This is a genomic window from Microbulbifer thermotolerans (assembly GCF_001617625.1).
GTDB lineage: Bacteria > Pseudomonadota > Gammaproteobacteria > Pseudomonadales > Cellvibrionaceae > Microbulbifer > Microbulbifer thermotolerans.
On record NZ_CP014864.1, the window covers coordinates 997,963 to 1,011,100 of the forward strand.

At 60.2% G+C, this 13,138-nt stretch carries 13 protein-coding genes; 8 read left to right on the forward strand and 5 right to left on the reverse strand.

Features of this window, described 5'->3' with window-relative positions; translation table 11 throughout:
* Positions 1-37 precede the first annotated feature (37 nt).
* From A3224_RS04180 to A3224_RS04190, 3 genes are all read right to left on the reverse strand, one after another.
* The gene (locus A3224_RS04180; RefSeq protein ID WP_067151896.1) at positions 38-1,090 is read right to left on the reverse strand and encodes a S1C family serine protease; all 1,053 of its coding nucleotides are present in this window, start codon (positions 1,088-1,090) and stop codon (positions 38-40) included.
* A 75-nt stretch (positions 1,091-1,165) separates the two neighbouring features.
* On the reverse strand, positions 1,166-2,050 hold the full coding sequence (gene htpX, locus A3224_RS04185; RefSeq protein ID WP_067157417.1) for a protease HtpX: 885 nt from the start codon (positions 2,048-2,050) through the stop codon (positions 1,166-1,168).
* 97 nt (positions 2,051-2,147) lie between these two features.
* Positions 2,148-2,432, reverse strand: coding sequence for a TfoX/Sxy family protein (locus A3224_RS04190; protein WP_067151899.1), 285 nt, complete (start codon positions 2,430-2,432; stop codon positions 2,148-2,150).
* A 333-nt stretch (positions 2,433-2,765) separates the two neighbouring features.
* Here A3224_RS04190 and A3224_RS04195 point away from each other — a divergent pair, with 333 nt between their 5' ends.
* From A3224_RS04195 to A3224_RS04205, 3 genes are all read left to right on the forward strand, one after another.
* Entirely contained in the window at positions 2,766-3,473 is a 708-nt protein-coding gene (locus A3224_RS04195) for a M15 family metallopeptidase (RefSeq protein ID WP_074900402.1), read from the forward strand.
* An 86-nt stretch (positions 3,474-3,559) separates the two neighbouring features.
* Positions 3,560-4,318 carry a serine O-acetyltransferase gene (gene cysE / locus A3224_RS04200; protein WP_067157420.1) on the forward strand — a complete coding sequence of 253 codons (759 nt, stop codon included), beginning with the start codon at positions 3,560-3,562 and terminating at the stop codon, positions 4,316-4,318.
* A gap of 18 nt (positions 4,319-4,336) precedes the next feature.
* On the forward strand, positions 4,337-4,840 hold the full coding sequence (locus A3224_RS04205) for a hypothetical protein (RefSeq protein WP_067151906.1): 504 nt from the start codon (positions 4,337-4,339) through the stop codon (positions 4,838-4,840).
* Between the two features lie 87 nt (positions 4,841-4,927).
* On the opposite strand, the gene ppa is transcribed toward A3224_RS04205, so the two are convergent.
* Positions 4,928-5,464 (reverse strand): inorganic diphosphatase, encoded by a 537-nt coding sequence (gene ppa, locus A3224_RS04210; protein ID WP_067151909.1) that lies wholly within the window; start codon positions 5,462-5,464, stop codon positions 4,928-4,930.
* Positions 5,465-5,606: 142 nt separating this feature from the next.
* Here ppa and msrA point away from each other — a divergent pair, with 142 nt between their 5' ends.
* Positions 5,607-6,200, forward strand: a complete 594-nt coding sequence (gene msrA, locus A3224_RS04215) for a peptide-methionine (S)-S-oxide reductase MsrA (RefSeq protein ID WP_067151913.1) — start codon at positions 5,607-5,609, stop codon at positions 6,198-6,200.
* 217 nt (positions 6,201-6,417) lie between these two features.
* Positions 6,418-9,246, forward strand: a complete 2,829-nt coding sequence (locus tag A3224_RS04220) for an ExeM/NucH family extracellular endonuclease (protein ID WP_067151916.1) — start codon at positions 6,418-6,420, stop codon at positions 9,244-9,246.
* 141 nt (positions 9,247-9,387) lie between these two features.
* On the opposite strand, the gene A3224_RS04225 is transcribed toward A3224_RS04220, so the two are convergent.
* Complete coding sequence (locus tag A3224_RS04225) at positions 9,388-10,650, reverse strand: 6-phosphofructokinase (RefSeq protein ID WP_082817376.1); 1,263 nt, start codon at positions 10,648-10,650, stop codon at positions 9,388-9,390.
* A gap of 155 nt (positions 10,651-10,805) precedes the next feature.
* On the opposite strand from A3224_RS04225, the gene mpl reads away from it, so the two are divergent.
* Genes mpl through A3224_RS04240 form a run of 3 tightly spaced genes read left to right on the forward strand, consistent with a single transcriptional unit; the run spans position 10,806 to position 13,119 of the window.
* The gene (mpl, locus tag A3224_RS04230; protein ID WP_067151921.1) at positions 10,806-12,194 is read left to right on the forward strand and encodes a UDP-N-acetylmuramate:L-alanyl-gamma-D-glutamyl-meso-diaminopimelate ligase; all 1,389 of its coding nucleotides are present in this window, start codon (positions 10,806-10,808) and stop codon (positions 12,192-12,194) included.
* 59 nt (positions 12,195-12,253) lie between these two features.
* Entirely contained in the window at positions 12,254-12,832 is a 579-nt protein-coding gene (locus A3224_RS04235; protein ID WP_067157423.1) for a flavin prenyltransferase UbiX, read from the forward strand.
* Positions 12,833-12,840: 8 nt separating this feature from the next.
* Positions 12,841-13,119, forward strand: a complete 279-nt coding sequence (locus tag A3224_RS04240) for a SelT/SelW/SelH family protein (protein ID WP_067151923.1) — start codon at positions 12,841-12,843, stop codon at positions 13,117-13,119.
* Positions 13,120-13,138 lie beyond the last annotated feature (19 nt).

The following is a 13,138-nucleotide window of genomic DNA, read 5'->3' on the forward strand; positions in this document are numbered from 1 at the left end:
CGTGCTTCCCCTCTGCCGTTGACAGCGGAGGGAGAGGTTAACCGGGAGCGGCCAGTGTAACGGATGCGCGGCGTTTTTTCCCCTCGCGTATCAGGCCGAGGGTGATCTTGTCGCCCGCGCGGTGATTTTCAAGCAGGTTCAGCAGATCGTCGTAGTTGCGGACCGGCTGACGGTCCACTTCCACGATGACATCCCCCAGTTGCCAACCGCCCCGCGGGGTGCGGTAGATACCGCGCAGGCCGGCCCGCTCCGCGGGCATTCCCGGAAGGGTGCGCAATACCGCTACGCCCTCGATACCGTAGCGGCTGGCCCACTGGTCCGGAAGCGACTCGATGCCCAGAACGGGGCGCACCAGGCGGCCGTGGGCGATCAGCTCCGGCACTATCTTTTTCACCGTGTCTACGGGAATCGCGAAGCCAATGCCCACACTGGCGCCGCTGGGGCTGTATATCGCCGTGTTGACGCCGATCAGGCGTCCGCTGGAATCCAGCAGTGGGCCGCCGGAATTGCCCGGGTTGATGGCGGCGTCTGTCTGGATCACATTGCGGATGGTGCGGTTGTTGGCGGCCTGTATCTCGCGTCCCAGGGCGCTCACCACGCCGGTGGTGAGGGTGGTGTCGAGGCCGAAAGGATTGCCGATCGCGAGTACCTTGCGCCCTACAGCCAGGTCTTTTGATGAGCCGGGTATCAGGGGTTTGAGCTGTTCTGGCGGGGCGTCGATTTTGAGTACCGCCAAATCCTTTTCCGGTGCGGAGCCCACCAGTTCCGCCGCCCATTCACTGCGGTCCTGCAGTGTGATGGTCACTTTGCGCGCGCCCTCGATCACGTGGAAGTTGGTCACCACGTGCCCCTGCTCGTCCCAGATAAAACCGCTGCCGGCGCCTTTGGGCACTGTGTGCAGGCGCAGGGTCCAGCGATCCCGCACCAGTGTTTCGTTGGTCACATAGACCACCGACGGGCTGGCGAAATTGAATACCTGCATGGTATTGCGCTCGTCATCGGTGGCGAAGTCCGGCACGGAAAGCGCGCTGGCGAGGGGGGGAAGTAGCAGTAGCGGTAGGGTCAGCAGCCAAGTTTTGAGCTTGTTCATGATTGCGGGTGCTGTTGGGAGTTCAAAGATTAACCCGGCGCGGGCGCCGGGCTAATGAGGTCGGTTTGGCAGCGCTTAGCGCAGACGGTTCTGCAGAGCCAGTATACGGTCTTCCAGCGGCGGGTGACTGGCCAACAGGCGGCCCATATTGCCGTAGATCCCGAAGGCTTTCATGTTGCTGGGCAGGGGTTCTTCGCGCCCCGTATCGGATTCCGCCTTGAGCCTTTGCAAAGCCGCAATCATGGAATGTGGGCTGGCGAGGGTGGCCCCGGCGGCATCTGCGCGGTATTCGCGACGGCGGCTGAACCAGGCCACAACGATCATTGCCAGGGCACCGAAGATGATGTCCATGATAATCGAAGTGACATAGTAGCCGATGCCAAGACCCTCTTCATTCTTCATCAGTACCCGGTCGACGAAGAAACCCACCAGCCGGGCGAAGAACATCACAAAGGTGTTTACCACGCCCTGGATCAGCGCCAGGGTAACCATATCGCCGTTGGCGACGTGGCCTATCTCGTGGCCGATCACTGCCCGCGCCTCGTCCCGGTTGAATCGCTCTAACAGGCCGGAACTGACTGCCACCAAGGCGTCGTTGCGGTTCCAGCCAGTGGCGAATGCGTTGGCCTGGGGCATAGGGAATATTCCCACGTCAGGCATACCGATACCGGCTTTCTGCGACAGCTCGCGCACGGTTTCCACCAGCCATTGTTCGTCGGCGGTGCGGGGTTGGTCGATGACCTGGGTGCGAGTGCTGATGCGGGCCATGGTCTTTGACATCAGCAGTGAGATAAAGGCGCCGCCGAAGCCGAAGATGGCGCACATGGTCAGGAGCGCCCCCATATTCAGGTCGACACCGTTGGCTTCGAGGATGCCCCCAATGCCCAGCAAATTAAATACGATGCCAACCAGAACCAAAACAGCTAGGTTGGTCAACAAAAAGAGACCAATGCGTAACATCGGCATTCTCCAACTTGTGATTTCTATGGAGAAGTCTAGATAGGGGTGGCGGCGCCGTTTTCAAGTTGGGTTGGCGCCGCGTGGTGTGATTCTGGGGTCAGTCGGAATTTTGCGCGGAGAGCAGGCGGTCGGCTTCATTCGCCAGGCGCTGCTTCAGGTCCGGGTCCAGGTCGTTCCAGTGCACGTCCAGCAGCGCGCCCTGAAGCGCATAGAGCATTACCCGGGAGGCGTTGATACCTCGATTGCGAATGCTGATAAAGGCTTCCACCGGGCCTACCCGGCGCAGATCATCGTAGGAGCGTATACCGATGGAGTGGAGTATATTAACAGAGGCGAGGCCCAGGTTTTTCAGTTTCAATAGCTCTGATTGACTCGGGTGCATGCAAGTTTTCCCTGACTAGTTGTACATCCTTGTTCCGGCGACATATCTTGCAGCCGCGCAAGTGAACATAGCATAAATCGAAAGTGGGCCAAACCGTCAGGAGTAAAGGTGTTGAGAGGTTTTAGATAAATTTCCGTGAACATAGCCGCCCGGCGGTTGTTTTTAAATTTAGGACCAACAAATCCGTGTTTTACCGAGACGTAAACGCGAACCAATAAAATTCTACTGTGAATTTGTTTTCAGTCCTGTGCTCCCACCGTATTTGATAAAGTGATGCGTACGGTTAGTCGCGTACAGCTTGTTTTAAATATTTTGCATGTCGGTGATTTTTGAATGTTGAGCGATGCTCTGAGGAGCGTGCTTTTCGGCCTAGGCGACGAGCACGTTATATGCGAGCCGCGATCCGGGCAGCTGATGCATCCCGAGGCGCTGCTCGCTTTCGAACGGCTTTGTGCCGATGCCCGCGCTGCCGGTTTCGATCCGTTGGTTGTTTCGGGCTTTCGCAGCTTCGAACGCCAGCGCACTATCTGGAATGCCAAGGCCAGAGGAGAGCGCCCGGTGCTCGACAGTCGCGGTCGCCCTCTCGACGTAACACAGTTATCGCCGCCGCAGACGGTATTCGCTATATTGCGCTGGTCGGCGTTACCGGGGGCCTCGCGCCATCACTGGGGGACTGATTTTGACGTGGTGGACGCCGCTGCCATGCCGGCGGGCTACCGACCTCAATTGACACCGCAGGAATTCGCTCACGACGGGCTTTTTGGGCCCTTTCACCACTGGCTCAGTGAACGTATTGCCGAGGGGCGCAGCCACGGTCTGTTCCGGCCCTACGCGGAGGATCGCGGTGGCGTGGCGCCGGAGCCTTGGCACCTCAGCTACGCGCCCCGCGCGCGCGAGTTGCAGCAGTTACTGACGGTGGAGCGGTTGAGTGAACTGGTGCGAAGCGATGAGCTGGAGTTGTGCGACAGTGTGTGCGCTTTGCTGGAAGACATTTTTGCGCGCTTCGTGCTGGTTCCGGACAGCTGCTATCCGGGCTTTTGATCTTTTGCGGCCACTGGCCGCGGCGGAAACAGACAGAGGACAGCGAAATCAAAAATTTATCGGAAAACCGGGATATCTGGGCGCAGATGCGCACCGAGGCTTCTGAGGCCGCAGCCGATGAGCCGGTGCTGGCGAGTTATTTCCACAACACAGTGCTGCGCCATAAATCTCTCGATGACGCGCTCGCTTATCAGCTGGCTTCCGTGTTGGACCACAATGCGCTGACCGCCACTGCGCTACAGGAAGTGATCGCCGCGGCGCTGCAAGCGGACCCCGGGATTTCCCGCTGTATGCGCGCGGATATCAGTGCTTGGTACGAGCGCGACCCGGCTTGCGACCAATACTTGACCCCGTTCCTCTACTTCAAGGGCTTTCACGCCTTACAATCCCACCGGGTGGCACATTGGTTGTGGGGGCAGGGGCGCCACACGCTGGCGCTCTACTTCCAGAGCCGGGTGTCGGAGCAATTCGCGGTGGATATACACCCGGCGGCCAGATTCGGCTGCGGCATTATGATCGACCACGCCACCGGCCTGGTGGTTGGGGAAACCAGTGTGGTTGAAGACGATGTCTCCATATTGCACTCCGTGACGCTGGGCGGCAGTGGCAGTGGCGGCGGCGACCGCCATCCGAAAATTGGCCGCGGTGTGATGATTGGTGCGGGGGCCAAGATTCTCGGCCCAGTCCGAATCGGCGAGGGCGTGAAGATCGCCGCCGGCAGTCTGGTGTTGGCCGATGTGCCGGAACACACCACGGTAGCGGGAGTGCCCGCGCGCCGGGTCGGTGGCAGGACAGTGGCCGCACCGGCCTATACCATGGACCAGACGCTGGACGCCGACGAGTAACAGAAAAAGAGGTAGCCCATGCCGCAACAATCAGAACAGTCCACTTTCAGCTTGATTTTCCGCGGTGATCTGGTGCCGGGCTTCACCGTTGCCGATGTCAAAGCCAACTTCGCGCGCCTGTTCAAGGCGGGCCCGGGCGCAGTGGAAAAACTTTTCAGCGGCCGCCCGGTCGCTATCAAGAAAGGGTTGTCCAAGGCGCAGGCAGAGCAATTGCAGGCCACCCTGGCCAAGGTGGGCGCTCAGACCGCGCTCAAAGCGGAAGGTGGCGGCGAGACACCGGCAGCGCCGGCACCACGGGAGGAGACGCAGCCGCAACCCGCGCCCGGTCCGGAGTGGAGTATTGCGCCGATGGAAGGCAATTTGATTAAGGAGCACGAGCGGGAGAAAAAAGCCGCGGTGCAGGTTTCCGTGGATCACCTGAGTTTGAAACCGGCGCAGGGCAATCTGATTGAGGACAGCGAGCGCCGCCGCCAACAGCCGGTGGCCGTGAATGTTCCGGACTGGCAGATCGATACTCAATGAGCTGGCGGTGATCCCCGGGTTGGGGTTGTCGCGAAGCGGGTACAAAAAAAGCCGGCCAAGGCCGGCTTTTCCAGAAAGGCTGGAGGTTCAGCCTTGCTCTTTCAGGTAGCGTTCGCGGGAGGCCAGCACCTCGGCGCGTGCGGCTTCGGCATCGGCCCAGCCTTCCACTTTCACCCATTTGCCGGCTTCCAGCTTCTTGTAATTCTCGAAGTAGTGTTCGATCTGTTTGATCAGTAGTTCCGGAAGATCAGAGATCTCCTGAACATGGTCGTACAACTTGGTCAGCTTGGTGTGGGGCACCGCCAGCAGCTTTGCGTCCACGCCGGATTCATCGGTCATTTTCAGTACGCCGATCACGCGGGAACGGATAACGGAACCGACCATAACGGGGTAGGGCGCCACAACCAGCACGTCCAGGGGATCACCGTCTTCGGACAGAGTTTGCGGTACATAGCCGTAGTTGGCCGGGTAGAACATCGGAGTGGCCACGAAACGGTCTACAAACACCGCGTCCGCGTCCTTGTCCACCTCGTACTTGATCGGATCGTGGTTGGCGGGGATCTCGATGATTACATTGATGTCGTTGGGCAGGTCTTTGCCTGCGGGGATCTTGTCGAAACTCATTGCTGGTCCTGACTAAAATGTGATCGGAAATTTGGGGAGCGCGGATTATAGCCCCTGAACCTGCGGGCTGAAAGCGGCGCCTTGTAACAGATTGACCCGCCGGCCGACAGATAGGCAGTATCAACTGATATGAGGAAGGGACGTGCGCATACTGATAACCGTATTTTTGCTTTTGGTAGCGATATCCTGTGGCGCCCAGGAATCGCCGGATATCCGCACCGCTGTATTTGCCGGCGGCTGTTTTTGGTGCATGGAGCCGCCTTATGACCAGCTGGATGGCGTGCTGGAGACGACCTCTGGATACAGCGGCGGCAATGTAAAAAATCCCAGCTACGACCAGGTCTCCGCCGGTGGTACAGGGCACGCGGAGGTGGTGCAGGTGACATACGACGCAAACAAGATCGGTTATGCTGACTTGCTGCGGGTCTTCTGGCGCAACGTGGATCCGCTGGATGCTGGCGGTCAATTCTGCGACCGCGGCGACCAGTACCGCAGTGCCATCTTCTACGCAAACGAGGAGGAGAAAAAACTGGCAGAGGCCAGCAAGCGACAGGTGGAAGCGCAGTTGGGCGCGCCGGTCGTCACCGAAATCACTCGTGCCGCTGCTTTCTACCCCGCCGAGCGCTATCACCAGAATTACTATCAGCGCAATCCCGTCCGCTATAAGTACTATCGTTTTCGCTGTGGGCGCGATCAGCGCCTGCGCGCGCTCTGGGACAAGGCCGCGACCGATTGATTGAGAGGGACGCCAGAGGGCCGCAATGGCGGTGTCAGGCCGCAGGAGGACAGCGGTGGCGGGTGACCTGCTTGCACCTGTGGCCGCTATCGCCGCTCCGTTGCCGCGGCAACAAAACAGACCACTATCTTTCACCCCGCTGACATATCTTCTTAGGAATCCCCGTCCAGAATCCGTCCCGCCAATTACGGTATTGGACACCGACAGGGAAAGAACAATGAAAAAATGCAAAATCTCGCTGCTGGTGGCGCTGTGGATGTCGCTGCTGGCGGGCGGAGCCCAGGGTAACGGGCTGATTATTTCCGAATATATCGAGGGCAGCGGCAACAACAAGGCGCTGGAAATCTACAACGGTACTGGCACCTCTGTGGCGCTTGAGGACTATTCCGTTCGGGTCTACTTCAATGGCGCCACATCAGCCGGTGCGAGTATTGCTCTGGGCGGCAGCCTCGCCGATGGAGAGGTGTTTGTGCTCGCGCATTCGGAAGCGGATGCGGCGGTGCTGGCCGAGGCGGACCAGACCTACAGTGGCGGCCTGTTCAATGGCGATGACGCTGTGGCGCTCGTCGGTCCCGACGGCTTTGTCGACGTGATCGGCCAGATAGGGCAGGACCCCGGCAGCCAGTGGGGAGACAGCGGCGTCGGCACTCAGAATCAAACGCTGTTGCGCAAGCCCGACCGCCTGGTTGGCCGCAGTGATGGCAGTGGGCCATTCGATCCGGCTCTGGAGTGGGACAGTGCCGGCCTGGATAACTTCGTCAACCTGGGGCAGCACACAGGTGGCTCCGGTGCAGTGAATTTGGGGCAATGCGGCGACCCCGCGACGTATATCAGTCAGATTCAGGGCTCGGCTGCTGCCAGCCCGCTCGCTGGCGAACGGCACGAGGTAGAGGCCGTCGTTGTCGGTGATTTCCAGGATACCGCGAGTGGCCTGCGCGGCTTTTTCCTGCAGGAAGAGGATGGAGACCAGGACGGTCTGGATGCCACCTCCGAGGGCTTGTTTGTCTACGACAGCGGCTTCGGCGTCGATGTGCAAGTGGGCGATCTGGTGCGTGTCGGCGGCCGGGTAAGCGAGTATTACGGTCTGACCGAGCTGGACACGATCGACGGCGTCAGAGTTTGTGGCAGCGGCCACAGCGTCACTGCCGCCCAGATCAGTCTGCCGTTTGCCAGTGTCGACTACCCGGAGCGCTATGAGGGCATGCTGGTCGAGTTCCAGCAGACACTGACAGTCAGCGGCAACGAAAATCTGGCCCGTTACGGCGAACTGGAGCTGTCCGCCGGCCGCCTGTACATCCCCACCCACAGCGCAGAGCCGGGCGCCGTGGCGCTGGCGCAGCAGGCGGCGAACGCGCGCAACCGCATCGTACTCGACGACGGTTCCACCACACAGAACCCGGAACCGGTTCCCTATCCGGACCCGGGGCTCAGTGCCGACAACAGCTTGCGCGCGGGCAGTACTGTCACTGGCCTGAAAGGCGTGCTCAGCTACGGTTTCGATGCCTACCGGCTGCAACCGCTGGAAGCCCCGCAATTTGTCACTGCCAATCCGCGCACATCCGCCCCGGCGCTGTCCGGGACTGGCAGCCTGAGGGTGGCCAGCATGAATGTACTCAATTACTTCAATGGCGACGGCATGGGCGGTGGCTTCCCGACTTCGCGTGGTGCCGATACCCCAGAAGAATTCCAGCGTCAGCGGGACAAAATTATCTCCGCCATTCTCGGCACTGGTGCCGACATCATTGGTCTGATGGAAATCGAGAATGACGGATATGGTGCCCGGAGCGCGATACAAGACCTTGTCGACGGGCTCAACACCGCTTCCGGCGGGCAACGCTACGCCTTTGTGGACCCGGGACTGGAGCGTTTGGGAGCGGATGAAATTGCGGTCGGTATTGTCTATCGGGCGGACAGGGTACAGCCGCTCGGTGCCGCCCTCACCCTGGATAGCTATCCCTTCGACAACCTGAATCGCCAGCCGCTGCTGCAGGCCTTCACCGAGCTGGCCAGCGATCAATCCGTTGCGGTGGTCGTCAATCACTTCAAATCCAAGGGGAGTTGCCCGGACGACGGCAGTTTGAACGACGACCAGAACGACGGGCAGGGATGCTGGAATCAGATTCGTACCGAGGCAGCCACTGCGCTGGCCGACTGGCTGGCGAGCGATCCCATCGGCGCAGATGTTGCTGGAGTGCTGATTCTCGGCGATCTCAACAGCTATGCGCAGGAGCATCCTATTACCGCGCTGCGGGATGCCGGTTACACCGATCTGCTGGCGGCGTTCCACGGCGGCGCCGCTCACTCCTATGTATACAAGTCTCAGGCCGGTTATCTGGACTACGCGCTGGCCGATACCGAATTGACGCCGTTGGTAACTGGCGCGGAGGTTTGGCATATCAATGCCGACGAGCCGTCCGCACTGGACTACAACACCGAGCAAAAAAGTGAGGCGCAACGGGATTCCCTCTACAGCGCCGATCCCTACCGGGCCTCTGATCACGATCCCCTGGTAATAGAGCTGGATCTGCGCGCCGACAACGCGGCGCCCAGTGCGGATTTTAGCGCCGAGGTAGAAGGCCGACAGGCTCAATTTACCGACCGCAGCAGCGACAGTGACGGTCACATTGTCGGCTGGCATTGGGACTTCGGCGATGGTGAAACCAGCTCAGAGCAGAATCCCAGCCACCGCTATCGCGAGCCGGGCAGCTATACGGTGACTCTGAATGTGGAGGACAACAGCGGTGCGCGGGCGAGCGCCCAGCGGGGGGTGCGGGTATGGGGCAGCGCGGCCGAACTCCAGGCACAGTTCACCATGAGGCACTTTCTCAACTGGGTCCGCGTGCGGGACCACAGCGGCGGAGAAGGTAACTTCAACTATCACTGGGACTTCGGCGATGGCTCGACAGCGAGGGGTACGCACGTCTGGCACCGTTACGAGCGGAGTGGAAGTTACGAAATTACGCTGACGGTCCGCGACAGCGCGGGTCGCAAAGGTAGTGCGACCCGGAAAATTTTTATCCGCAGGCCATGGTGGTGGCCGTTCTGACAGCTCGGGCATCCCGGATAAGGCGCTTCGGGAGTGGCTCTAATTCCTGGTGCGGGGTGCTTACACGATGGGATGGGGATAGTGAAAACCCGCCGGTTAGTGAGCGCTAACGGGCGGGTTTTCACGGGCTCAGACAGTCGTTTAAACGTTGAAACTATCCTTCAGTTTCTTCTCCACCAGCTGTTTTTTCAGTTGCGCGTACTGGGGGATGCCGTTTTCATAGGGCGGGTAGTCTTCGCCTTGGATCAGGGGTAACAGATAGTCGCGGCCCGCCCGGGTGATGCCGAAGCCGTCTTCGCTGATGTACTCACGCGGCATCATTTTTTCGACATTGGCCACCTCAGACAGGGGGGCTTCGCCCACGGACCACCCGTACTCGGGGCCGGCGTCGCGAACAATGGTGGGCATAATCGCATTCTTGCCGGCCACGGCCATTTCCACCGCGGCGCGGCCCACCGCGTAGGCCTGGGCCACGTCTGTGGCGGAGGCGATATGGCGCGCGGCGCGCTGCAGGTAATCCGCCAGGGCCCAGTGGTACTTGAGGCCCAGTTCATCCTTGATCATGCGGGCCAGGGTCGGCGCCACGCCGCCCAGTTGCTTGTGGCCGAAAGCGTCGGTGGTGCCGGCGTCGGCGAGGAAGGTGCCGTCTTCATATTGAGCGCCTTCGGAGGCCACGATAACGCAGTAGCCCTTCTCTTCCACAGTCTTTTGAACCTTGGCCAGGAATTTTTCTTTGTCGAAGGCCACCTCGGGAAAGAGGATGATGTGGGGGGCGTCGCCTTCATTTTTCTGCGCCAGGGCTCCGGCGGCGGCAATCCAGCCTGCGTGGCGCCCCATCACTTCGAGGATAAACACCTTGGTGGAGGTGGCGCACATGGAGGCTACGTCCAGGGATGCCTCTTTGGTGGATACGGCCACATACTTGGCCACAGAGCCGAATCCGGGGCAGTTGTCGGTGATAGGCAGGTCGTTGTCGACGGTTTTGGGAATATGGATGGCTTGGATGGGATACCCCATTTTTTCGGACAGCTGGGACACTTTCAGGCAGGTGTCCGCGGAGTCGCCGCCACCATTGTAGAAGAAATAACCGATATCGTGCGCCTTGAACACCTCGATCAGGCGCTCGTACTCCGCGCGGTTCTCCTCGAGGCTTTTGAGTTTGTAGCGGCAGGAACCGAATGCGCCGGACGGCGTGTGGCGCAGGGCGGCGATGGCCTCTTCGCTCTCCAGACTCACATCGATCAGCTCTTCGCGCAGGGCGCCGAGGATGCCGTTCAACCCCGCGTATACAGTACCTATGTGGTCTTGGTATTCACGCGCAGCTTCAATCACTCCACAAGCCGAGGCATTAATCACGGCGGTAACGCCACCCGATTGCGCATAAAAAGCGTTCTTTTTTGACATGGTCATCCTACAGGGGGGTTGAGATGGGCAAATTTGGGGGCGGAGTCTAATGGAATCGCGGGGGAATTGCACAGAATGTGGGGGATTTGGCAATTGCGGTAGCCAAACGCCGTGTTAAGCTTGCGCCGCAGTTTTTCTGAGTACAAATTTTCGCCATGCATATCCATATTTTAGGCATCTGTGGCACTTTTATGGGCAGCCTGGCCCAACTGGCGGTGGCCGAGGGGCACCGGGTAACTGGCTGTGACGCCAATGTCTACCCACCAATGAGCACGCAGTTGCAGCGGGCGGGCATCCAGCTTATCGAGGGCTATGACCCGGCCCAGTTGGAGCCGGCGCCGGATTTGGTGATCATCGGCAATGCGCTGTCCCGCGGCAATGCGGCGGTGGAGGCCGTGCTGGAGAAGGGGCTGCCCTACACATCCGGCGCCCAGTGGCTTTGCGACCACTTTCTCGGCGGGCGCTGGGTGCTGGCGGTGTCAGGCACTCATGGCAAGACCACCACATCGAGCATGCTGGCCTGGATTTTGGAACAGGCGGGCATGCAGCCGGGCTTTTTGATCGGCGGTGTGCCGGCGAATTTTGGTGTGTCCGCGCGCCTGGGAGAGAGCCCGTTTTTTGTCGTGGAGGCGGACGAATACGATACCGCCTTCTTCGACAAGCGCTCCAAGTTTGTCCACTATCGTCCCCGCACATTGATCATCAATAACCTGGAGTTCGATCACGCGGATATTTTTGACAACCTCGCTGCCATACAGCGCCAGTTTCATCATTTGGTGCGCACTGTGCCGGGCAACGGCCTGATTGTGTCGTCCACCGAAGATACGGTGGAGGAAGTGTTGCGGCAGGGGTGTTGGAGCGAGGTGCAGCGTTTCGCCACCGAGTCCGAAAATGGTGTGCGCCTGGGAGATTGGTGCGCGGTGGATGTCGCCGCTGACGGCAGCAGCTTCGGTATCAGTTTCCGCGGTGCCCAGGTGGCGCGGGTCGAGTGGACGCTGACCGGACTGCACAATGTGCGCAACGGTCTCGCCGCTATGGCCGCGGCGCGCCACGTGGGGGTGACTCCAGAGCTGAGCGCCCGTGCCCTGAACAGTTTTAAAGGCGTCAAGCGGCGCATGGAATGCCTCGCCGAGGTGGGGGGGGTCCACGTCTACGACGACTTCGCCCACCACCCCACGGCGATTGAATCCACATTGAAGGGGCTGCGTGCCCGGGTGGGGGAGGACAGAATCATCGCTTTGATTGAACCCCGCTCCAACACCATGCGTATGGGGGTGCACCGGAACAAGTTGGCCCAGTCCTGTGCCGGCGCCGATCTGGTGCTCTGGTATCAGCCCGAGGGCATGGACTGGTCTCTGGCCGAGGTGGTGCAGCACTCTCCGGTGCCGGCGAAGATTTTCGACAATATCGAGGCTGGGGTAGAATCCGCGGTCAACCTTGCGGGGCCCGGGACCCATATCGTGGTCATGAGCAACGGTGGCTTCGGCGGAATCCATCAGCGCCTGATCGCCGAACTGGAAAATAAGCGCGGGCACGCGTCTTAATCAATCACACGGAATCTGCATTGGGCCAACCTGCTTTCAGCAAAACTGTCACCCTGGCGATGACTGGCGCTTCCGGTGCCCAGTACGGCCTGCGCTTACTGCAGTGTCTGCTGGCAGCGCGGGTGCGCGTCTGGCTGTTGCTGTCCGACGCCGCGCGGGTGGTGATCAATACCGAGACCGAATTGCACCTGCCCGAGGACGAGTCGGAACAGGAGGCTTTTTTCGCCGCGCGTTTCGGAGCCCGGGAGGGGCAATTGAAGCTGTTCGGCAAACGCGACTGGTTTTCACCGGTGGCCTCGGGAAGTGGCGCGCCGGCGAGCATGGTGATCTGTCCCGCCAGTGGAGGCACCTTGTCGGCCATTGCTTGCGGTGCATCCAACAACCTGATCGAGCGCGCTGCGGACGTGGCTCTGAAGGAGCGCCGCCAGCTGCTTTTGGTACCGCGGGAGACCCCTTACTCGGAGATCCATCTGGAAAACATGCTCAAGCTGACCCGGATGGGGGCGGTGATACTGCCCGCGAGTCCCGGTTTTTATCAGCAACCCCGCTCAGTGGAGGATCTGGTGGATTTCATTGTCGCGCGTCTGCTGGATCACCTGGGTGTGGAGCAGAATTTGCTGCCCGAGTGGGGCGGGTAACGGGGGTTATGGCGAAACCAATTATCACCATCCACTATTGCGTGCAGTGCAACTGGATGCTGCGCGCCACCTGGATGGCTCAGGAGCTGCTCTACACCTTTGCCGATGACATAGAGCAGGTGGCGCTTAAACCGGGCAGCGGCGGCGTGTTTGAAATACGCGCAGGGGATGTGCTGGTCTGGGAGCGCAAACGCGATGGCGGTTTTCCCGGTCCCAGGGAACTGAAGCAAAGAGTCCGGGATCTGTTGTTCCCGGAGCGGGATCTGGGGCATATCGACAAGCCCTGAAAATCATCCTGGATTTGTG